General features: G+C 52.6%; 16 protein-coding genes. 7 read left to right on the top strand and 9 right to left on the bottom strand.

Annotation, left to right across the window (positions count from 1 at the left end; translation table 11 throughout):
* Nucleotides 1-733 precede the first annotated feature (733 nt).
* The 7 genes from QQJ96_RS08420 (at nucleotide 734) to QQJ96_RS08390 (ending at nucleotide 7,026) form a co-directional block, all read left to right on the top strand.
* A complete protein-coding gene (locus QQJ96_RS08420) occupies nucleotides 734-2,287 on the top strand; it encodes a hypothetical protein (RefSeq protein ID WP_284331538.1) in 1,554 nt (517 codons plus the stop codon).
* Nucleotides 2,284-2,484, top strand: a complete 201-nt coding sequence (locus QQJ96_RS08415) for a WbqC family protein (RefSeq protein WP_284331537.1) — start codon at nucleotides 2,284-2,286, stop codon at nucleotides 2,482-2,484. The genes QQJ96_RS08420 and QQJ96_RS08415 overlap by 4 nt, the downstream gene beginning before the upstream one ends.
* Nucleotides 2,485-2,497: 13 nt before the next feature.
* Nucleotides 2,498-3,427: a glycosyltransferase family 2 protein gene (locus QQJ96_RS08410; RefSeq protein ID WP_284331536.1), complete on the top strand. Its 930-nt coding sequence runs from the start codon at nucleotides 2,498-2,500 to the stop codon at nucleotides 3,425-3,427.
* 7 nt (nucleotides 3,428-3,434) lie between these two features.
* A complete protein-coding gene (locus QQJ96_RS08405) occupies nucleotides 3,435-4,037 on the top strand; it encodes a class I SAM-dependent methyltransferase (protein WP_284331535.1) in 603 nt (200 codons plus the stop codon).
* Nucleotides 4,038-4,169: 132 nt separating this feature from the next.
* Complete coding sequence (locus tag QQJ96_RS08400) at nucleotides 4,170-4,877, top strand: WbqC family protein (RefSeq protein ID WP_284331534.1); 708 nt, start codon at nucleotides 4,170-4,172, stop codon at nucleotides 4,875-4,877.
* Between the two features lie 27 nt (nucleotides 4,878-4,904).
* A complete protein-coding gene (gene rffA / locus QQJ96_RS08395; RefSeq protein ID WP_284331533.1) occupies nucleotides 4,905-6,065 on the top strand; it encodes a dTDP-4-amino-4,6-dideoxygalactose transaminase in 1,161 nt (386 codons plus the stop codon).
* A gap of 28 nt (nucleotides 6,066-6,093) precedes the next feature.
* On the top strand, nucleotides 6,094-7,026 hold the full coding sequence (locus tag QQJ96_RS08390) for a lysylphosphatidylglycerol synthase transmembrane domain-containing protein (protein ID WP_284331532.1): 933 nt from the start codon (nucleotides 6,094-6,096) through the stop codon (nucleotides 7,024-7,026).
* Between the two features lie 65 nt (nucleotides 7,027-7,091).
* Here the strand turns inward: QQJ96_RS08390 and cysC are convergent, their stop codons facing one another.
* The 9 genes from cysC to QQJ96_RS08345 form a co-directional block, all read right to left on the bottom strand.
* Entirely contained in the window at nucleotides 7,092-8,951 is a 1,860-nt protein-coding gene (cysC, locus tag QQJ96_RS08385) for an adenylyl-sulfate kinase (protein WP_284331531.1), read from the bottom strand.
* The gene (gene cysD, locus QQJ96_RS08380) at nucleotides 8,951-9,895 is read right to left on the bottom strand and encodes a sulfate adenylyltransferase subunit CysD (protein WP_284331530.1); all 945 of its coding nucleotides are present in this window, start codon (nucleotides 9,893-9,895) and stop codon (nucleotides 8,951-8,953) included. The genes cysC and cysD overlap by 1 nt, the downstream gene beginning before the upstream one ends.
* Nucleotides 9,896-10,381: 486 nt before the next feature.
* Nucleotides 10,382-11,725: a UDP-glucose dehydrogenase family protein gene (locus QQJ96_RS08375; RefSeq protein ID WP_284331529.1), complete on the bottom strand. Its 1,344-nt coding sequence runs from the start codon at nucleotides 11,723-11,725 to the stop codon at nucleotides 10,382-10,384.
* A 100-nt stretch (nucleotides 11,726-11,825) separates the two neighbouring features.
* Entirely contained in the window at nucleotides 11,826-12,908 is a 1,083-nt protein-coding gene (locus QQJ96_RS08370) for an acyltransferase family protein (RefSeq protein WP_284331528.1), read from the bottom strand.
* The gene (gene asnB, locus QQJ96_RS08365) at nucleotides 12,905-14,788 is read right to left on the bottom strand and encodes an asparagine synthase (glutamine-hydrolyzing) (RefSeq protein WP_284331527.1); all 1,884 of its coding nucleotides are present in this window, start codon (nucleotides 14,786-14,788) and stop codon (nucleotides 12,905-12,907) included. Before asnB ends, QQJ96_RS08370 begins: the two co-directional genes overlap by 4 nt.
* Nucleotides 14,789-14,858: 70 nt before the next feature.
* Complete coding sequence (locus tag QQJ96_RS08360; RefSeq protein ID WP_284331526.1) at nucleotides 14,859-16,334, bottom strand: hypothetical protein; 1,476 nt, start codon at nucleotides 16,332-16,334, stop codon at nucleotides 14,859-14,861.
* Between the two features lie 154 nt (nucleotides 16,335-16,488).
* Nucleotides 16,489-19,545 (bottom strand): glycosyltransferase family 4 protein, encoded by a 3,057-nt coding sequence (locus tag QQJ96_RS08355; protein ID WP_284331525.1) that lies wholly within the window; start codon nucleotides 19,543-19,545, stop codon nucleotides 16,489-16,491.
* A 125-nt stretch (nucleotides 19,546-19,670) separates the two neighbouring features.
* Nucleotides 19,671-21,068, bottom strand: coding sequence for an ABC transporter ATP-binding protein (locus QQJ96_RS08350; protein WP_284331524.1), 1,398 nt, complete (start codon nucleotides 21,066-21,068; stop codon nucleotides 19,671-19,673).
* On the bottom strand, nucleotides 21,058-21,846 hold the full coding sequence (locus QQJ96_RS08345; RefSeq protein ID WP_284331523.1) for an ABC transporter permease: 789 nt from the start codon (nucleotides 21,844-21,846) through the stop codon (nucleotides 21,058-21,060). The genes QQJ96_RS08350 and QQJ96_RS08345 overlap by 11 nt, the downstream gene beginning before the upstream one ends.
* Nucleotides 21,847-21,852 lie beyond the last annotated feature (6 nt).

Below are 21,852 nucleotides of genomic sequence, written 5' to 3'. Positions count from 1 at the left end.
TGAAAGCTCTTCAATGCTTGGGACTAACGAACGCCAGGCAGGCTGCGTGCGCCGCGCGCTCTCAATCGCAGCCCCGCCCAGCCAATGCGTTGGAAGCATAAAGACAGCATGACGTCAGGCAGTAGTAACCGAATTGGTCTAGCATGATTCGACATAGGCGAAGAGCGTCATCCGAGTCAAGAAAGAAACAGGCCCCCATGACCCCATGGGTTCAGTACCCGACGGCCCAAAAATGTGGCGCGTCGCCCCCCCATAACTGCCACGAAACTGACGATCGGCCATTCACTTCGGCACTGAACACGCCCATCTAAGCACGCCGGAAGGCCATTTCAAAAAATCGCGGGTCAGACGTCTACATCTCAGTAGATCATCAAAGTTTCGTGAAAATACCTGGTGGATCATCGATTTGAACCTGAAATTTCGTCCATTCTCAAGATGGCTACTTGTGATGCGCCGCCCTACTCCATTGACATGACATATTTGCTACTTGGACCGGCAGATGACTTGGCGGATACGAGGATGCCCGTGTGCCGGCTTTACTTCACGCCGTCGTCGGGGGTGCCCGAGAACGCGCTACCAGGAACATCTGCAACAGCGCCCCCGGACCTTGATTTAAAAAGGTTCTGACGTTTTCTGCCGCTGGCCCTTCTTGCGATTTGCCTCCCAACATCGAGACAAACCAAGCCTCGCCTAAGAGGTTGGAAGGACACACTTCACGCTCGGGAGATAGCGGATGCCATCAGCATCCAATCATGACAGGTATCGGCTACTGCAGTTGATGATGCTGGCCTCTGTCGTTGTCATAGCGCTCTTTGTCTGGCAAGGCAACAAAGGTTTCAGCCTCTGGGATGAAGGCTTTCTTTGGTATGGGGCCCAACGGGTAACGCTGGGCGAGGTACCCATCCGCGACTTCATGGCTTATGACCCAGGCCGGTACTATTGGGTCGCCGCCGTAATGGAGTTGTGCGGGAGTAACGGCATCATGGCCATGCGAATTGCCTTAGCGATCTTTCAAGCAATAGGCCTGTTCGTGGGCTTGCTGCTCATTGCACGCGCCCTGAAGAAGCAAAGCTTGGTCTATCTGCTTCTCTCCACTCTCATATTGACGGCATGGATGTTTCCACGCTACAAGCTTTTTGACGTTTCACTGTCGATCTTTCTAGTCGGCGCACTAACCTATCTCGTCGAGAAACCCGTTGGCCGAAGATATTTCTTGGCGGGCATGTGCGTGGGATTGGCTGCTGTATTTGGACGAAATCATGGCGTATATGGCGTAACGGGTAGCCTCGGCGTCATTGCCTGGTTGACCATCAATCGATCAGAATCCTACAGTCCCGTCAGTGGACTGCTTGCATGGTCGGCGGGCGTCATAACCGGCTATTGCCCCATATTGCTTATGCTGATCTTCGTTCCGGGCTTTGCCGCCGCATTCCTGGAGGATATCCGCTATCTGTTCGAAATCAGGACCACCAATATTCCGCTACCGGTGCAATGGCCTTGGCGGGTGCATTTCACGTCGCTGCCAACCAGCGACGCAGTTCGAGAGATCCTGATCGGCACCTTCTTTATCGGCTTGCTCATCTTCGGCGCGGTCTCCCTTCTATGGGTAGTTAGACAAAGGATGCTTAACAGGCCGGTTTCGCCAACCCTGGTGGCCGCGTCGTTCCTGGTGCTGCCGTACGCGCATTTTGCGTATTCCAGAGCCGACATCAGTCATCTAGCCCAAGGAATCTTTCCGATGCTGGTCGGCATCATGGTGGCGCTTTCGCGCCAAGCCGCGCAGATCAAATGGCCGCTGGCAGCAGTAATCTGTGCAGCAAGCATATGGGTGATGATTGCGTTCCAGCCAGGATGGGAATGCAGGGATGGAAAGTGTGTTGGTGTTGAGATCTCCCATAGCATGCTGCAAACAGCCCCTGGTACGGCTCGCGATATAGCGCTGCTGCGCACTCTGGCCGACAAATACGCAGCACACGGACGAAGCTTTATCGCCGCCCCCTACTGGCCAGGCGCCTACGCGTTGCTCGAACGAAAATCGCCTGTATGGGAAATCTATCCGCTGCAGCGACGTTCCGGCACATTCGAGCAGGATGAGATAAAGCGGATTGAAGCGGCCAATCCAGGATTCGCTCTGATTGATGAAATGCCTCTCGACGGAGTGGATGCACTGCGCTTCAGCAATACACACCCGCTCATTTACCAATACATTCTCAACAACTTCGTCCCGCTACCTGGCTCCCCCAACCCGTATTACCACATATCCAAAGCCAACAGCCAAGCGCAATGAAAAAGATCGCCGTCATCCCATCCAACTACATCCCTTGGAAAGGGCATTGCGACATGATTGCCGCTATGCCTAAGACCGCTCTCGACGACGACGCGCGGTACACAGGAAGCGATTGGCGCCATCGCCACCTGATCAAGACAACGCAATGGCAGCTGACCTTTTGTTCAAATATGGCCCAGAAACCCGCCGTCACATGAAGCACGTGCCCATATGAAACTCTCCATAGTCGCCACGCTCTACCAATCGGCCGCCTATATCGCTGAATTTCACCGAAGGGCAAGCGATGAAGCTCGGCAACTCGTGGGCGGAGACTTCGAGATCGTGCTGGTGAATGACGGCTCCCCCGATCACAGCCTCGATCTTGCCGTAGCTCTTACCGAGACCGACGACCATGTCGTCGTCGTTGATCTTTCCCGCAACTTCGGGCATCACAAGGCCATGATGACGGGTCTCGCGCACGCGAGGGGAGAACGAATATTTCTTATCGACGTCGACCTGGAAGAGGAACCTGAATATCTAAGCGTCTTTGCCAATCACATGCAAAGCGAGCCGTGTGACGTCGTATTTGGCGTTCAAGCGGAGCGCAAGGGCGGATGGCTTGAGCGGTGGAGCGGCAAGTGGTTCTATATTCTATTCCGCGCGGCCACGGGAATGGCTTTGCCGGCCAATGCCGTTACTGCTCGATTGATGACCCGTCGCTATGTCGACGCGTTATTGCGCCATGAGGAAAGGGAGGTCTTCATAAACGGACTTTGGTATATAACTGGCTTTACTCAAATTCCAAAAGCGATCAAAAAGCATAACACCAGCACCACCACTTACTCGCTTCAAAAGAAATTTTCGCTATTCGTCAATTCCATCACATCATTCAGCAATGCACCACTGGTTGGGATTTTTTACACCGGACTATCCATATCACTATTAGCCATCATTTATACAATTTACCTGATATTTCGCTGGCTTTTCTTCGCCAGACCATTGATCGGCTGGACATCTGTGATGTCATCGATATGGCTCATTGGCGGCCTCATCATTTCATTCATCGGCGTCGTCGGCATCTACCTTTCAAAGATATTTTCCGAAACCAAGCAGCGCCCCTATACGATAGTGAGGCAGGTTTATGCCAGACAAAAAAAATGATCTCTTCATGGATATTTCGGAATATTTTTCGACCAAGCTCGCCGAGCATGGCGAAACGCCGCGCGGCGTTGACTGGAATGGCGCAGAGAGTCAAACGATACGATTCAAACAACTTTGCAAGATAATCGAAACCAATGACCCATTCTCAATCAATGATCTGGGTTGCGGCTATGGTGCGCTCTACGATTTCCTTGCCCTGACGTACGGCGCCTTCTCCTACACTGGAATTGATGTCGCTGAAGACATGATTCGGTCCGCGAAGCGCCTCCATACGGGAAATTCCAGCGCGCATTTCATAGCCGGAAGCGAACCCGAAGGCCACGCCGACTACAGCATCGCGAGCGGCATCTTCAACGTTCACTTCGATCGATCGGCCGAGCAATGGTTCAGCCACATTGAGGCCACGCTGGATTTGCTAAACCAGAGCAGCCGTCGCGGCTTTTCATTCAATTGCCTCACCACGTACTCTGATGCCGAAAAGATGCGCGATTATCTTTACTACGCGGATCCATGCCGGATCTTTCACTTATGCAAGCAACGCTTTTCCCGCAATGTGGCGTTGCTACATGACTACGGATTGTTCGAATTCACCGTTTTAGTAAGGAAGTAGCCATGAAGAGGGACCTCATCCTTCTTTCTACCAGCAGCGCCGAGATGCCTGCGTGTCTTTAACCAAAACGTCGTCTTCAATCATGCGGCAAACCGCAGTTGACGAACTTACTCACCATGCTCGTACACCTTCATGAGAAGACATACCGTTGGGGTCGTTCAATCGTCCTATCTTCCCTGGAAGGGATACTTTGACCTCATTCATAAGGTCGATACTTTCGTCTTCTATGACGATGTGCAGTTCACCAAATCGGATTGGCGTTCGCGCAATCGAATCAAGACCCCGCAAGGACTGCTCTGGCTGAGCACGCCCGCCGGATCTCGTATTGACCGCCTAATCTGCGACGTCGAGTTGACCAGCCATGACTGGCAGCGCAAACATTGGACCGCTATCAAGCAAAGCTATTCGAAAGCGCCATATTTCAAAACATACCAGAACGCTGTCGAGGACCTCTATCTTGGACATTCCTGGCGATCGCTTTCGGAACTGAATCAATTCGTCATTCAGATGATCGCCACAGAGATTTTAGGCATAGACACCCGCTTTCGCGACTCGCGGGAATTCCGACTCGAGGGTAAGCGCCAGGATCGCCTGCTGAACCTCCTACGCGCCGCTGGAGCTACCCACTACCTTTCCGGCCCCTCGGCCCGAAGCTACATTGACGATAAAGCCTTTGAAGAGGCCGGAATTCATTTGGAGTACCATGATTACAGCGGCTACCCGATCTATCCTCAGCTCTATCCGCCCTTTGAACACCAGGTCAGTGTACTCGATCTAATCTTCAACACAGGTCCGCAGGCGCCCTACTACATCTGGGGTCACCGCGAGACCAAGTCATAGACTCCAGCTTTGCCAAGTGAAACCCACATGAGCATCCCATTCAATCGCCCCTACCTCGTTGGCAAGGAACTGGACTACATTGCTCAGGCACACGCCAACGGGCATCTTTCCGGCGACGGTTCCTTTACCAAGCGGTGCCATGCCCTGCTCGAACAAATGACCGGCACCCGCAAGGCGCTGCTTACCCATTCTTGCACGGCCGCGCTGGAAATGGCGGCGATGCTGCTTGAACTGGCGCCGGGCGATGAAGTGATCATGCCGTCTTTCACTTTTGTCACAACCGCCAACGCTTTTGTGCTGAGAGGGGCTGTCCCGGTGTTCGTGGATATACGGCCCGACACCCTCAATATCGACGAAAACCTGATCGAGGCAGCCATCACTCCGCGCACCAGGGCAATTTGCGTCGTTCATTACGCCGGGGTGTCGTGCGACATGAACACCATCATGGCGACAGCCCGGCGTTACGGGCTTTTTGTTGTCGAAGATGCGGCTCAAGGTATTTTGTCGACGTATGAAGGTAAGCCACTCGGAAGTTTCGGCGATTTGGCCGCGCTAAGCTTTCACGAGACAAAGAACGTCATATCCGGTGAAGGTGGTGCGCTTTTGATCAATAACCCGGCGATGATCGACCGGGCAGAAATCATTCGCGAAAAAGGCACCAATCGCGGCAAATTTTTTCGCGGCCAAGTCGATAAATACACTTGGGTGGATATCGGATCGTCTTTCCTGCCAAGTGAATTGATCGCCGCATTTCTTGCCGCTCAACTCGAACAGGCAGAATATCTTACCCGTCGCCGTATCGATATTTGGAATAGCTATCACGCATGGGCCAAATCACTTGAAGAGGCCGGGCTCGCTCGGCGACCGATAGTCCCTTCCGACTGTGTCCACAATGCGCATATGTATTACCTGCTCTTGGACAATCTGGAGGCGCGCACGCATTTCATTGAATCGATGAAAGCGGCTGGGATCGGCACGGTATTTCATTATGTCCCGCTGCACAGCTCGCCTGCAGGCACGCGATTTGCAAGAAGTTTTGGCGAACTACCGATTACCGACGCCACCAGCGAGCGCTTGGTACGCTTGCCGCTATGGGTCGGTATCGAAGAACATCTTGATCAGGTCATGCGTTCTGCACAAAATATCCTTGCCTCCTATCCAACAATACAGCATTCCGTCTTGGGATGACCGCTGCGACCCAACCCTGATACCTGACTTGAGACGCCATATTGCCCGTACGGTGATCATCACGCTTATCACGACAGCTTGCGTGATATGGACCATTCATATATTTGATTGGCGCCAGATTGGTGCGAGCGTAGCGAGGATGAGATGGGGTCTTCTTGCGACGTCGGGCGTAGCGCTGGTTATCTGTGCATTCGCCTTGCGCGGTCTTCGTTGGCTGATTGTGCTGCGCCTGCCGCTCGATCGCAGGAGACTATGGCAATCTTTCTGCGCTAACGGCGCTGCCTCCGGGCTGGCGTCGCTCACGCCCCTTCAGTTGGGCGAGATGCTTAAAATCAGCATGATCCCGGAGTGCGATGACTTTGCGTGGCAGCAAGGAATTGCCGGTTTCTTTTTGGAACGAGTATTGGATTTGGCCGGCGTCGTCGGCATGGGCCTGTGCGGCCTTTCGTTGCATTTCGGGCATACTTGGCTCGCCGCCTTGGCACTCTTGTTACCTGCATGGGCCGGACAACTGCTCTATTTGCTCAGGACTTTGACGCCGCATCTGCCGGTCAAAGCCCAGGTGTATGGCAAGCTGCTGCACCAGCATAAGCGAATCACCGTCGCGAGCCTGATAACTGTGCCCCTATGGCTGCTCTATGCGGCTCTTTGGTGGACCGCCATTAGCGCGATGAATGTCTCGATCGACTTCGATCAAATCAGTCTTTTACTGGGCGGCGTGATGCTTACCGTAACTGCAAGCATGACACCCGGTGGCTTGGGGGTTGCCGAGCTGGGAAGTCAGGGTATTTTGCTATGGCTCGGGAGATCTCGCCTGGATGCCGAAGCTGCAGCCGTAGCAGTGCGGCTCCTGACCCCATTGCTTGCCCTTTCGGGTGGCGTATGCATGCTCCTATTGTTTCTATCCAATAGACATGCGAAGAACTTCAGACGAACTGCAAACCAGCGATACCTGGACTAGTCAAGGTATCCAAAAGGTCCGCCCCCACCGCAAAAATGAACGGCAAGTGGGGCCAACGGCAAGCCTCATTTCTTGCGCACCAAATCGACAACGTAAGATGCAACTTGATCCGCCAATATTTCCGGTGTTGAGATGTTTGAACGTAAGCGCACGTCTGGTTTTACAGGCATCTCGTAGGGTGAATCTATACCCGTAAAATTAAGAATCTTCCCTTCCCTGGCCTTTCGATAAAGCCCCTTCGGATCTCGCTGCTCACATTCTTCCAGCGGGGTGTCTACGAATACTTCGACGAACTCGCCTTCGGCAAACAGATCTCGCGCAAACTGTCGCTCGCTATGAAAGGGGGAGATAACGCAGACCAGCACGATCAGCCCGGCATCGACCATCAAATGCGCCACTTCAGCAACCCGACGCACATTTTCAACTCGCGCCTCGGGCGTGAAGCCGAGATCACGATTGAGCCCGTGCCGCAAATTGTCGCCGTCCAAAAGATAGGTGTGATAACCCATCGCACTCAACCGACGCTCCAGCAAATTGGCGATAGTAGATTTACCTGCCCCAGACAACCCTGTAAACCATATGCAGCAGGGGTGCTGCCCTTTACTTTCCGCACGCACCCGCTTATCCAGATCCAGCTGCTGCCAATGTACGTTGGTGGCGCGGCGCAACGCGAAATCCAGCATGCCACAGGCTACCGTAGCGTTGTCCTGTCGGTCGATCAAGATAAAGCCGCCGAGGCTGTGGTTAACCGTATAGGGTTCGAACGCGATTGGATGATCCAGGTCGATATTGCAATAGCCGACGTCATTCAACTCCAGGCGATGCGCCGCAAGCCTGGCTTGCGTATTGACGTCTACCTTGTGCTTGATCGAGGTAACACGTGCATTTAGCGTGCGCGCGCCAATCTTCAACCTATAGCTGCGATTGGGTAGCAATGGCTCATCGCCCATCCACAGTAGATGTGCGGCAAATTGGTCTGCTTCCGGAGCAGGGCACGTCGCATCGGCCAAAACATCACCGCGACTGACATCCAACTCCCGATCCAGCGTAAGGGTCACAGCTTGCCCTACGTGTGCCTCAGACAAATCTCCAGCGGCAGTCACTATTCTTACAACGCGAGCGCGATGCACACCGGGCTGTACGACAATCTCTACGCCCGGATGCAACCGTCCGCCGCAAATCGTACCCGCGTAGCCGCGAAACGACTGATCAGGCCGATTGACCCATTGCACCGGCATGCGAAAGTCGGTTGCCTGTATAGGCTCCACCGAGATGCTTTCCAGCAATTGCAGCAGCGTAGCACCATCATGCCAAGGCATATGTGGAGAAGGTCGACCTACGTTGTCGCCCATCAGTGCCGCCACTGGCAGACTGTAAACACTGCTGACTCCCATCTTTGACGCCATGTCCTGATAGGCGTCGCGAATGGACTCATAGGCACTCCTGCTATAGCCAACGAGGTCCATCTTGTTGACGGCGAGGATCACTTTGCGAATTCCTAGCAGGGCGCAAATGTACGTATGCCTGCGCGTCTGCGGTAACAGCCCTTTTCGCGCATCCACCAGTACCACGGCGAGATCGGCGTTCGAAGCACCCGTAGCCATGTTGCGGGTGTACTGTTCATGACCCGGACAATCGGCCACTATGAAGCTGCGGCGTACGCTATGGAAATAGCGATAGGCTACGTCAATGGTGATACCCTGCTGGCGCTCGGCATCCAGGCCATCGGTAAGCAGCGAAAAATCCAGCACATCGCCATTCGGATGTTGACGGAGACTGTCGCGCTTCAGCGCTTCGACCTGATCATCAGGCAGCATGCCCGCGTCGTACAACAGACGGCCAAGGAGCGTGCTCTTGCCATCGTCGACACTACCGCATGTGATAAAACGCAGCAGACTGCGCACTGACATATCGGCGGCAGCCATCAGAAATAGCCCTCTTGCTTTTTAAGCTCCATCGACGCGGTGGAATCGTGATCGATAATCCGTCCTTGCCGCTCGGACGACCGGGAAGCCGCCAGTTCCTCGATGATCTCATCCACGTCGCTGGCACTAGACTCGATGGCGCCAGTCAGCGGATAGCAGCCCAGAGTACGGAAGCGAACCATACGCTGTTCAATGCTTTCCCCCTCTTGCAACACAAAGCGATCGTCGTCGACCATGATCAACGCGCCATCGCGCGCCACCACCGGTCTCTTCTTGGCGAAATACAACGGTACTACCGGAATGCCTTCTCGGCGAATGTAATGCCAGACGTCCATTTCCGTCCAATTGGACAGCGGGAACACTCGCACGCTTTCACCCTTGTGAATGTGCGTGTTGTAAAGGTTCCAGAGCTCGGGGCGTTGTCGCTTAGGATCCCAGCGATGCAGGGCATTGCGAAATGAGAAAACGCGCTCCTTCGCGCGCGATCGCTCCTCGTCGCGACGCGCCCCCCCTATTGCCGCATCGAATCCGTATTTGCTCAGTGCTTGCTTGAGCGCCGAAGTTTTCATAACTTCCGTGTGTACCGTTGCGCCATGCGTGAACGGCGAAATGCCTTGGCTAACACCGTCCTGGTTGATATGCACCAAAAGCTGAACGTCCCCGGCTGCGGCAATCTCGTCACGAAACGCAATCATCTCCCTGAATTTCCAGGTCGTATCGACGTGCAAAAGGGGAATCGGCGAACAAGCCGGATAGAAAGCTTTACGTAACAGTTGCAACAAGACGGAAGAGTCTTTACCTATCGAATAGAGCATCACCGGCCGTTGAAAACTGGCCGCTACCTCCCTAAAGATATGGATGCTCTCTGCCTCCAAAGCATCTAGGTGACTTAAGGTACTTGCTGTAGCCGGCTTGACATCTAACGCCCTGGTTTCACGTATCATTGCATTAGTACTCCAGCATTAATTCCGGGGCGGCTTCGTACTATATAACAAACCCACGAGCACCAGGCCATGGACCGAAAACCATGCCCTCTCCTTTCAGGAACGCACAGTCTTGCCATCAAGGCAGGCAATTCAACACTTGAGGGCATCAAGCGATAGTCACCATTGCGTGCTTGTAGCCCCCGAGGATTACGAATCAGCATTGGCCGTGACGTTCGATTGTCATTCCGTTGCACCTGTGGCGACACCACAAATGCTGGCTGCTGGCCGCGGCTCTCTCCGCATCACCGGGCTTTTTTGCCTCACGTCAAACCTGCCTGGAGCTCGGAAGAGGGATTGAAACACGAATCCGACTGGGACCTCATACCCATGTGCATGCGTACATTGTGAGACCGAGGTCATGACCAACGAGGAGCTGCCGGTGTGCAGCATTACATCACCGGCGCCCTTGAGTGAAATGTCCGGAACTCTGCGGCCGCGAGTGACTCAGTTGCCGTCCAGGCTTCTGCCGCGGCCGACTCCAAAATACGCAATTCCTGCTGCCTCGACCTCCTTGGGGTCGTATATATTCCGGCCATCAAACACCACCCGATGCTTTAAAAGATCAGCCAGCTGCTTGAAGTTTGGACTACGGAAAATCTTCCATTCCGTAACGATCGCCAAAGCGTCGGCATTCTGTAAGGCCTCATACGCATTATCGGCAAAATGGAGTTGCTCGGAGGAGCCCCTGTAAATCCTCTTTGCTTCAGGGATCGCTTCAGGATCGAACGCGCGCACCTTGGCCCCAGCCGCAATAAGGCTATCAATTAGCGAGCGACTGGATGCTTCTCTCATGTCATCCGTATCAGGCTTAAAGGCCAATCCCCAGACAGCGATAGTTTTTCCGTTCAGATCACCTGAAAAATGTTTCTCTATATATGAGAACAGCTTTCGCTTCTGATCCTCATTTACCTCCTCAACAGAGGAGAGCAAGCGAGCATTGTATCCCTTCGACTTGGCAAGCCGCCCTAGCGCCTTTACATCTTTGGGAAAACATGATCCACCATATCCCGCGCCAGGATAGATGAATTGGAAACCGATGCGGGGATCCGAACCGATGCCCTGACGGACCAGTTCAACATCCGCACCGACCTTTTCTGCAATATTGGCGATCTCATTCATGAAGCTTATTTTTGTCGCCAGCATTGCGTTGGCCGCATATTTAGTCAACTCGGCGGAGCATTCGTCCATCACAACCAAACGTTCGTGATTTCGGTTAAAAGGAGCATAAAGCTTGCGCAAAATCTCGATAGCACGCGAACTCGAGCTGCCGACAACGATGCGATCGGGGCGCATGCAGTCCTCAATTGCGTTGCCTTCCTTAAGGAACTCAGGATTCGAAGCAACATCAAACGCGATCTCAACGCCCCTAAGATCCAGCTGCTCCTTTATCTTTGCGCGGACGAGGCCTGCCGTTCCCACCGGAACCGTCGATTTGTTCACCACCACCGCATAATCGCCCAGGTGGCGTCCGATCGTACCCGCCACCTCCAGGACGTAACTAAGGTCGGCACTCCCATCCTCGCCCGGCGGGGTACCGACGGCTATGAAGATCAACTCTCCATGCAAAATGGCGGCGACCGGGTCGGTAGTAAAGTCCAACTGAGCCGCGGCAAAATTCTTGGTTACTATCGGACTAAGCCCCGGCTCGTAAATAGGCACGTCCCCCTTTTTAAGACGGGCAACTTTTTCGGCGTCAATGTCCACGCATAAGACATGATTTCCCATTTCTGCAAGACACGCGCCGGTAACAAGGCCAACGTAACCGGTTCCGAATATGGTTATCTTCAAAACATTACTCCGTAGTGTCTAACTGTTTCGCTTCCCGTGAAAGCAACTGTAGATTATGCATAGGGAATACTTCCCGAAACGATGCGGGGGCGCCAGAATCTCAACTCACGGACTCAAGTGATCTTCTCGCCAGCCGATCCGTTCGGCGCCCCTTCAGATTCAAAGCAGGCTTCTCCAAATAGTGCCAGGATGCCACTGCCAGCAGCAGCGTCGTTGGCATGGAGAAGACAAATAGCTTCAACGGGCCCACGTCTTTGAAAAGATGCACATAGAGTTGCTGAATTGGAAAAGCGTATACATATATCCCATATGAATAGTCACCAATTCTGTTGAAAAAGCCGATTTTTGGTATGAATCCCAGCCAGAGCACACCGTAGGCAAGCGCGATGCCAAAAACCACGTCAAAACTCGGCTGACCATGCACCACAGCTGACAACATGAACAGGAACGCAGCAATGTCACCTCGTACCGGGATGAACTCCCTGTTGACATAGGCCAGCATTCCAATCAGGAAAAAGCTCGCCACCACGGCGCACTGCTGCTGTTCCAACACAAACGGATTAAGCTGCGGCCAGCTAATACTGAAGATCACCCCTGATATTGCTACCAAGTTGAAGAGCCACTGTGTCTTGAATCCGCGCAACACCCATATGGTCGCTATCATCAGGTACATGCGTCCCTCCATCGGCAAGGTCCAAAGCGAGCCATTGGGGGAAGTATTCGGTTGGTCCTGGAAGACACCGGGCAACAGGTAATCCGCTCGCCAAAGTGTCAGATTGTGAAAGAAAAAGTGATAGGTTTGACTGTTGGCAAAGTATTCGGCCGTGGGCAAGGATGTGACGCATGGTCCAAGCACGAAAACGGTCAATACCAGCGATGCAAAAAGCGCCGGGAATAGTCTCAGCGCTCGCGAACGAAAGTAAAATAAAAGATCTTTGCGTTTCAGCAGGCTCCCGGTTACAAGAAAGCCGCTGATCAGAAAAAAGGCATCTACTGCAATGGAACCACCGCTTTGAGTACCAAGCAGCACTCCAATCGCCTCCCCACTCCCCACCCCGCCTGCAGGATGACCCGCAAGCGGAAATGAATGCGAATAAAGTACCAGCGACGCGGCTAACAACCTAATCATATTTAGATTGTTTTCGCGCCCAACTGCTACTTCTGACAGCTTGGGCGTATTCATACTGTGACTCCAAATCTTGTCATCCACAATTCGACCAGTACCAATTGCCACAACTGGGTACCAAACACGAGTGTGCCACGCTGGTGATGATCCCACATGCTACGCACGTGGCCTATGTTAAGAAATTGGGAAATACGACTATTGGAGTTGAAGAGTGTCTCGTATGCCTGCTCTTTCAGACCTCCCTTCAGCCAAGCTCCAATAGGCACGGGAAATCCCATCTTCGGACGATAGAGCACGTCGTGGGGCAGCAAGGGTTCAAGCGCCTTTTTGAGGATGGCCTTTCCTCCCACTTGTTGATCAAGCTTCAGCTCGTCCGGCAAACCCGCGCAAAAATCCGCAAACTCCCTGTCCAGGAATGGGCAGCGCAATTCGATGGAGGCAGCCATACTCATCTTATCTGCCTTCATCAGAAGATAAGCCGGTAGATTTACATTGCAGTCTGTATACAGCAAGCGCTGAAGAGGCGTGGCCGATGGGCGAACTACGCGCGAGGCTAGCTCAAGCCTGTCGGGATGGAAGCCCTCCATCGGCCCACCACTATAAAGGTCTTCCCTCAGGCCCTCATAGTAACCATAAATTTGATCATTCAAAAACCTAAGTTCACCAGGCTGAGTCAGATTCCACAACTCTTTCCTACTCTTCGGCCACACGCCGCCACCAGCTTTATTCCACAGGTAGCTCCGGATTTTCCCTGGGAGATATTCCGCTGCGCGCCCCCGGCGGATGACCTCGACGCCCTCCTTGTAGCGCGACGTATACCCTCCGAGCATTTCGTCGCTTCCCTCACCGGAAAGCAGAACTTTCACCGATTTGCGGGCTTCCCGGCACAAATAAAAAAGAGGGACGGTTGCCGTATCGCAAACAGGCTCATCTAGATGCCATATAACCGTCTGCAATGTATCCCAGTAAAGCTCAGGCGGCATTATGATCTTCGTGTGATCGGTGCCATAACGCTTGGCAACTGCGTCTGAATACTGAAATTCGTTGAAGCCCTCTTCGGAGAAGCCTATCGAGTACGTCCGCAGATGATGAGAAACCTGGCGGGATGCCAAAGCTACAATGGCGGAACTATCGACCCCCCCGGAAAGCAATACTCCGACAGGCACATCGGCACGCAATCTCAGCGAAATCGACTCACTTAATCGCGACAGCATCAAATCCGCAGCGTCGCTAGCGTTTGCGATCTCTGGAACTCCAGGGAATCTTAGATCCCAATACCTGGAGATGCGGTTGGTTCCATCTAGTTCCACTTCCATCACATGGGCCGCCGGCAACTTTCTTATCCCCTCAAACATTGTTTCGGGATCGGGCACCGCCAACCAGGTCAAAAAGTTATCAAAGCCTTGCTGCGAGAGCTTCCGTGGAACACCGTCGTCCTGTAGAACACTCTTGATCTCCGAACCAAATACCAAAACCTTGTCGTTCTTGAAATAGTAAAGCGGCTTTTTCCCGAAAACATCCCTCGCAAGAATGAGCTTCCCTACTCTCGCATCCCATATGGCAACCCCAAACATGCCGCGGAGAAGGGAAAAGCATGCGGTTCCCATACGCTCATAGAGCTTTAGCAACACCTCGGTATCGCTCCGAGTGCTCATTTCCTCGTCGGGGAGATACTTAGCCTTCAATTCGGGATAGTTATAAATTTCCCCGTTAAACACGATGGTGACGTCGCCATTGGCGCAATTCATGGGCTGGTGGCCGCCCGCCAGGTCGACAATGCTTAGTCGGCGCATAGCCAACCCGACTTTGCCGTCCGCAACTATCGCGCTGCCGCCTTCGTCTGGCCCACGATGAAATATCACTTGAGCAGCATCATCGAGAAACTTCTGCCCTAAAGCACGCTCGTCAAAACTGATGAAGCCAGTAATTCCGCACACAACGAATATTCCTTAATGCAGTAGCGCCTATGGCGCGAATAATTTCTATTTCCGTGCGATGCACGTGAACCTAACGAAACATCTTCCACCAGGGCCTTTTTAGGGCCAACGCAATACGCCTACCATCCAGCAGGGTTAATTCTTCGCGAATTTGGGCCAATTCTTCCAGAATCGTTTCGCCGTTGGCAGCTATCCATTGGCGCTCAGCCCTAAGCCCCACCACTCTGGTCTGAAGCGCCGAATTTCGAGATTGCAAACGAAGATTACGATCTCTCTCTCGCTCTATTGCTGCGTTGAGAACCATCATTCGACTTTGGCAGCTCCGTAAATTGGACCGCTCTTCCGCCAAACGTGCTTCCAGTTCGTTATTCCTGGATCTAAGTTTGTCGCGCTCGAGTCCGGACGTCTCGGCGTGTGAGCGAAAATTCTCCATCTCGCCTAGGCGGCCATCCAGTTCTCCGTTTCGCTCTCTGAGCCTGTCACATTCAAGCCTGAATATCTCAGCTTGGGATCTCACCCTTTCCATCTCGTCCAAATGACCTTCCAGCAGATCATTCCTGCTTCTGAGTCCGTCGCATTCAAGCTGCAACTTTTCGACCTCCGCGCGGAAGTCTTCCATTTCATGTTGGCGCCCCTCCAACAAGCCGTTCCTCTCTCTAAGCCGGTCGCATTCGAGCCTGAACATTTCAACCTGTGCGCGGATATTTTCCGTTTCGTGTTGGCGCCCCTCCAACAGCCCGTTCCTCTCTCTAAGCCGGTCGCATTCAAGCCTGAACATTTCGGTCCGCTCGAACTCTGCCTGTGCGCTGGTTGAGAGTCGCTGATCTCTTCCCGCAACATTCACTCGATCAATAGCTGAACGTATCGCAGCAACTTCTTGCAGCCATCCCGCAGCGCTTTCCATCGCGCCAACAAGTTCGCCACCGTCGAGCTTCACATCCGACCCAGTGGCCTTCAAAAGCTGCTCGTATAGCCGCACAATTGCCGGGTCCGCCAAGCCGCTACTACGGAGCTCTTCGAGTCGAAACCTGCTGTGACGCAAGTCGCTGGTAAGAAATTCAGTAAAATACGACTCTTCAATTTCACCGGACAGTTCAAGACGAAGTTTTTGAGCGACCTGCCGCAGTACTTCCCGCCCGTCTTCTATCAACTGGTCGTAGTCGACCAGTACGGTGGAACTTGCCTGTATTTGCTGAAGTGCCTCAACGGTATAGATAGCCCAAAGGAGAATGGAAACTGCTCGGTCTATGCCGTTCCTGACATGAAGCGATTCACTGACTGCCAACGGATTCCTCAGGCATAGGACATAGCTGACATCCAGAATCTCAGCCCGCTCAATTACCCGCTTCCAAAACCAGAGCAAGCGAGCCGTGCGTGGATCTTTAAATGCCCACACGGTACGAGTCTTAAACTTATCTTGAAGCAGGTTAACAGCACGATCTTCGAACCGCGCCAACTCCACTGAGGAGATGGACCGCTCATCAATACGCGCCACGCTATTCCAGTCGCAACCCAGCGTCTCCATCAACTCCTGATTCAATGCCACGACGTCGCTATCCTCCCAAAAACCGAGAGGATTCTCAGACAGGCCGGGCTGCAACAGGGACTCACCCAGATCGACTCCTAGCGCCTTTAAGCCTCGAGTAATTGCGCTCGTTCCCGAGCGATGCATACCTACGACTACTATCAAGCGCCTTGCGCTACTCATAATATGAACCATCTCCTAACGGGAGCCCACGGATTAATGCGATCCAGCAACTTACCTGGGCGTCCTGATCGAATGACTGAGCCACCTTCCGCCGGCCAGCCTCTCCAAAATTGGACCGCAAGTTTGCATTGACTACAAGCTCCTCCAGGTATTGTTCCCATTCGCGTTCATTGCTGGCGAGAAAGCCGCATTCTCCGTGTTTGACGATCGCCGCATTTACACCAACTGGAGAGGCAATCGTAGGAACTCCCACCGCCATGTATTGCAGCGCCTTAAAGCCACATTTGCCCCAGCCAACTTCGTCTTCGTCCACGGGCATTACGCCAATATCCATCTCCTGCAAGTCTTCAAGCTCCCTATGCATTGCCCATTGACGTCGACGAATAGGTAGACCCTCCAAGTCGAACCACTGAAGCTGATATGGCCCTGCAGATATGACCAATAGCTCGATATCATGACGCTCGCTTAGACGCTCAATCGGCCTTTTTAACGTGCGCAAGTAGCCTAAGTTGGCAGGATTACCCACCCAGCCTATTACAAGCCTCTTTTTTGTCGAAGCAGCATTTCTCTTTTCAATCTGATCGGGGCATGTGGGAATCAGAGTGATATTGGCATTAAACTTCCTCGTGTACTCAGCAATGTAGTCATTGCCAACTACGACGCGGCAAAAACGAGGGAGGATTTTTGGCAATTCCTTCGCGTATCTTGGAAAAGCAAAAAGGGAGTCGTCATAATCATAATAGACACACGGGTGCAACCAAAGCACCAGTCGCTCAAGCAACATCGGACCTTCGTAGAAAAGTTCGTATTGGATCAAGACGGCGCGATAAAACAGGCAACAAATGATGCCGTACAATCTGACTGGAAATATGACGGCGTAGTAGTACAAATCCTTTAAATACGGATGCTCACCATAAAACAGTGATGCATAAAACAAATCACCCAACCAATCATTAGAAGGGTAAAATATTTTTGATTTGATTCCACGACCGTGCATGCGCTCGAAGAGCCGCGTCACCCTGAATCGCGTGGATGCATTGCGCTTTGCTTGATACGCTAAAACAGCAATATCCCCCGACCAACGCCGCTTCCTTGCGAGCGCACCCACGACGATCGCGAAGGGGAGGCTAGCGAGAAAGAGGCCGATCGAGATTGTCCATACAACCGAGACGATTAGTGCCAGTAGTGCGTATGCCGGCACACACCACGCATTGGCGCGCAGACGGTGCGGTAAAACTGCGGCTAGTCTTCGCCAAACCAGATGAACCCGCGACATTCCTTTTCCAGGATGTACGGGATAACGCACGATATGCTGGAAATCGTCAACATGCCGCAAATTGGAAAAGCTCGCCTTAGCCCGCGCCACACCCTTAGAACTTAGGTGGTTGCGCTTTTCCCGATTATTGGCCAGTTCGCGCAATATCCGGGCAAGTCCCTCCACATCCTCCGTGGCAAACACCATCCCTGATTCGTCATTTTCGACTATTTCTGGCAACCCACCTCTATCTGAAACGATAGAGACAGCGCCAAGCGCCATGGACTCCAATGCGACGCGACCGAAAGGTTCGTCCCATCTGGAGGGAGTCACGTGAACATCGAGGGCCGACATTATACGGCCAATGTCCGTGCGGAATCCCAAAAACAGCACTCGGTCCTCGATACCGTTCTCAGCAGCAATGCGCCGCAATTCCGTTACGTACGCCTTATTCTCCAGCGTCCCAACGATTGCGAAATACATATTGGGATGGCTCTTGGCAACCATTGCCGCGCTTCGCACAAAGATATCCTGTCCTTTGTCCGCAGTGATTTGACCAACACAGCCAATCAGCAATGCGTCCTCAGGTATCTTCAGTTCCTTGCGCGTCTGGGCTCTGAAATTTCCCCAATTCCGAAATTTGTCATCAATACAGTTGTGAAGGGTAATTGAATGAGTATAAGGGCAGCCCAACTCCGCGATTCGGCCGCGCGTGAATTCAGAGTTGCAGATAACCACGCTGGAGAAGCGCTTTAGCATGCGAACTTGAAATCGGTTCCAACGGCTCCGCCCTATGGTTTCCCTGAAATGCCAAATCACCGGAATCATCATCAACCTGCCAGCCAGGGCCGCATCTGGCGTAACTGCAACGTTGATGTGAACTCGCGACACCCGCTCGCGCACGATCAGGCTCATGATCGGGCCGATGGAAACCAGCAGGCGCACGAAATGCCGATATAGCGCAAACCGGTCTGGACGCTGCATAAGTACTTGAGACAAAGGAGCTGTATAAACATCGACTCCTATCGCTCTCGCCGCGTCAGCTAGCTGCCCTTCTCCGGGCACCAACAGCAAAGGGCGAAATTCCTTTCGATCAAGCCCGGTTAGCAGCGTCAGCAAGCTTTGGGGAGCGCCATTTAAACGACACTCATGAGACACGAAAAGTATTGTGGACCGGGGATCGGAAGCCCGGAACATGCGGCGCATTGTTCGACTAAACAATAAAACCGCGTATGTGGGAGGCAAGCATAACGCGAATAGCACTGCATAAATGGCCGCAAGCAAAGTCGGCTTTCGCCTTGGGCCCGCATGATTCAGCCAATTATCAACGCGACTGTAACGCACGGAAAGCTCGGCCATTCTCCTTGCTATCGCCCGTCGGCCCCCGAAGGCGATAAGGCAAAGTAGAAGTAGCGGCCAGAAAAAAGCTACTAAAAGCTTTTTTATCCGCATTAGCGCGCCGACGAGATGTGAACCTATACCAGCAGCCGCACAGATTACGGCATATTTACTTAGCAAGCGATGCATGAAGCGCATCAAAACCTCCCCTGGCTTTATTACATTACCATTCTCAACAATTCTCACTTTCCCGCTAGTAAGCAGGAAGGCAATCAAGAAGCAGGCAAGATTTCTCCGAGCTCCCGCCTCAGACGCCCAGTCGATGTACGCGTCGCCGTAGTGCCATAGTCGGTGCATCAATAATGTAATGATGTCGCGAGTGCGACCAGCAACAAGAACGCTGGCATTTTTTTCCTGAAGCGGAATTCGCGAAACAATCTCAAGACCATCGTTCATGAGGCCGGCTACCTCACAAAACCTCTCGACAGAAAGGCGTCCCGTCCATCCGACAATTACGCTTTTATTACCCATGATCCGGCAGCCCTAGACAGTTCTTTACATCGTCTTGCTCATTCGCCTTTTTAGTTTTCGACTTCACGCATCGAAAGAAACTCGATTTTCGGATCAATACCTAAATTCACCAATCCTGTGGCAAGCCGATTGGGATCTGGCATAACCCTGAACATCATGGCGTCAACCTGCCTACACAAAAAGGTCTCCCCCTCTCCAACGAGGCCAACCACTCCCGCATTTAAAAAATATGCCCCGGCCGCGAGACGGCAGGTGAATCGAAAGCTGGCCTTGATCCGAGTGCCACGATCTATCACAGCAATTGCATCCTGTTGCAGAGCACTAGCGCCTCCGCCTATTTCAAACCCACTGACCGTCTTGACCATTAATCCGAAGCGCACGCCGACGGCACTTTCCGAAAAATGCACGTCATAGGTATAGATGTAGTCATGTTCCGCTGTGACCACATTGACTCTTCGACCTGATAGTGTTTCAAGATGAGGATCAATGATATTCGCCCCCAAATTGACGTAATGCACCGTGCTCACAGGCAACATGTGCTCATCCAGATATGAGGCGCCACTGTCCTCCTCCTGAACGAAACTTCCAGGCGATTCGGGTGCGCTCAGCGATTCGCCGAGGAAGTCATCGCTTAAAGCTATGCCTTCTTGGGTTTCCCTGCGCAGAGCCCCCCTTATCTCCGCAACTTTTTCCTGCGGAGCAAAAAGCAGCTTATGATATTTCGCGACAACCTCGCGTGGCGAACCCAGCGCGATAATTTCACCACGGTCTAGCAATAGCGCGCGATTGCAAAGTTCAGTTACGATGCCCGCGGAATGCGATACAAAGAGCACTGTAACTCCCGAATCACGAAGCGCGTTAATGCGAGCAAAACATTTTCTCTGGAACGCCTCGTCTCCAACGGACAAGGCTTCGTCAACGATCAGGATCTCCGGCGTTACATGGATTGCCACTGCAAAAGCTAGACGTACATACATACCACTTGAATAGCTTTTTACGGGTTGATCTATGTATTCACCGATGTCGGCAAAAGCAGCGATCTCATCAAACCGCGCCTCTATCTCTTCCCGACTCAACCCCAATACCGTTCCATTCAAGAAGACATTTTCTCGACCGGTAAATTCTGGATTGAATCCTGCTCCGAGCTCAAGCAGAGCGGCGATACGGCCTTTTACAGTTACTTTCCCTCCGGTTGGCGAGAGAATTCCGCAAATAACTTGCAACAGAGTTGACTTGCCGGAACCGTTTCGCCCGACTATGCCAATTGTCTCGCCCCTTGGAATATCAATCGAAATATTCCGAAGCGCCCAGAATTGCTTGTACCACCTCGCCTTATCTCTGGGAGGGGAAAACATCTGCAATAGCCGATGATGAGGGCTTTTGTAGATTGGAAACATTTTACTGACATCATCCAAAGAGATGATCAGTTCATCACTATTAGAGGACATCGGCAAAACCTCTCCTTGCAACTTGGAACATCCCGAAGCCAAGCATCATTATCATGAAGGAAACAAGCGTGTACTCGAACAATCCCAACCAATCCGGGAAATTCCCCCAAAGGGCAACTTGGCGGGCTTGATCGATAATAAAGGTGATCGGGTTAAGCCTAAAGATTGGTTGATAAGCCGCGGGCAACGCCGACACCGGCACCATTGCCGATGACAGGAAGAACATGGCGGTGGAGATAACTCCCGTAACTTGCGAAATATCGCGAAAATAAACGCCCAGGGCCGCAAATATCCAGCCAATACCAATCGCCAGCAATATCAGCGGCACCATAACCACTGGAAAAAGCAAAACCAAGCCGGACACATGCCCGTCAAGGAAATAATGCAGCACGGTGAACACTATGATATTCATCAAGGTATGAAAGATTGCTCCCGCCACCATTGACCATGGCAATATCTCAAGCGGAAAGATAACGCGCTTTACAAAATTTACGTTATCGGTAATCAACGTAGCAGATCGGCTTAAACATTCCGCGAAAAAGCCATGCACGATCAATCCGACGAAAAGGATCATCGCAAAGCTAGCCGCGCCATTAGATGTCTGCGGCCAACGACTTTTGAGAATGCTTCCAAACGCAAACGTGTAAATGGAGAGAGTCAGAAATGGGCTAATCAGCGACCAAAGCAGGCCGAAGGTCGCCCCTCGGTAACGACCCAGAACATCTCGCTTGGAAAGTTCTATGGTGAGTGATCTTTGGCTCGTAAGCGCAGAGATCATCTGACT

This window comes from Dyella flagellata (genome assembly GCF_030160275.1).
Taxonomy (GTDB): Bacteria; Pseudomonadota; Gammaproteobacteria; order Xanthomonadales; family Rhodanobacteraceae; genus Dyella_B; species Dyella_B flagellata.
Note: the sequence above shows the minus strand (reverse complement) of the source record. Positions and strands in the feature narration are given on the sequence as shown.

Coding starts and splice junctions, on each gene's coding strand:
- QQJ96_RS08420 (WP_284331538.1), top strand. CDS start 734: ATGCCATCAGCATCCAATCATGACAGGTATCGGCTACTGCAGTTGATG.
- QQJ96_RS08415 (WP_284331537.1), top strand. CDS start 2,284: ATGAAAAAGATCGCCGTCATCCCATCCAACTACATCCCTTGGAAAGGG.
- QQJ96_RS08410 (WP_284331536.1), top strand. CDS start 2,498: ATGAAACTCTCCATAGTCGCCACGCTCTACCAATCGGCCGCCTATATC.
- QQJ96_RS08405 (WP_284331535.1), top strand. CDS start 3,435: ATGGATATTTCGGAATATTTTTCGACCAAGCTCGCCGAGCATGGCGAA.
- QQJ96_RS08400 (WP_284331534.1), top strand. CDS start 4,170: ATGAGAAGACATACCGTTGGGGTCGTTCAATCGTCCTATCTTCCCTGG.
- rffA (WP_284331533.1), top strand. CDS start 4,905: ATGAGCATCCCATTCAATCGCCCCTACCTCGTTGGCAAGGAACTGGAC.
- cysC (WP_284331531.1), bottom strand. CDS start 8,951: ATGGCTGCCGCCGATATGTCAGTGCGCAGTCTGCTGCGTTTTATCACA.
- cysD (WP_284331530.1), bottom strand. CDS start 9,895: ATGATACGTGAAACCAGGGCGTTAGATGTCAAGCCGGCTACAGCAAGT.
- QQJ96_RS08370 (WP_284331528.1), bottom strand. CDS start 12,908: ATGAATACGCCCAAGCTGTCAGAAGTAGCAGTTGGGCGCGAAAACAAT.
- QQJ96_RS08355 (WP_284331525.1), bottom strand. CDS start 19,545: ATGAACGATGGTCTTGAGATTGTTTCGCGAATTCCGCTTCAGGAAAAA.
- QQJ96_RS08350 (WP_284331524.1), bottom strand. CDS start 21,068: ATGTCCTCTAATAGTGATGAACTGATCATCTCTTTGGATGATGTCAGT.
- QQJ96_RS08345 (WP_284331523.1), bottom strand. CDS start 21,846: ATGATCTCTGCGCTTACGAGCCAAAGATCACTCACCATAGAACTTTCC.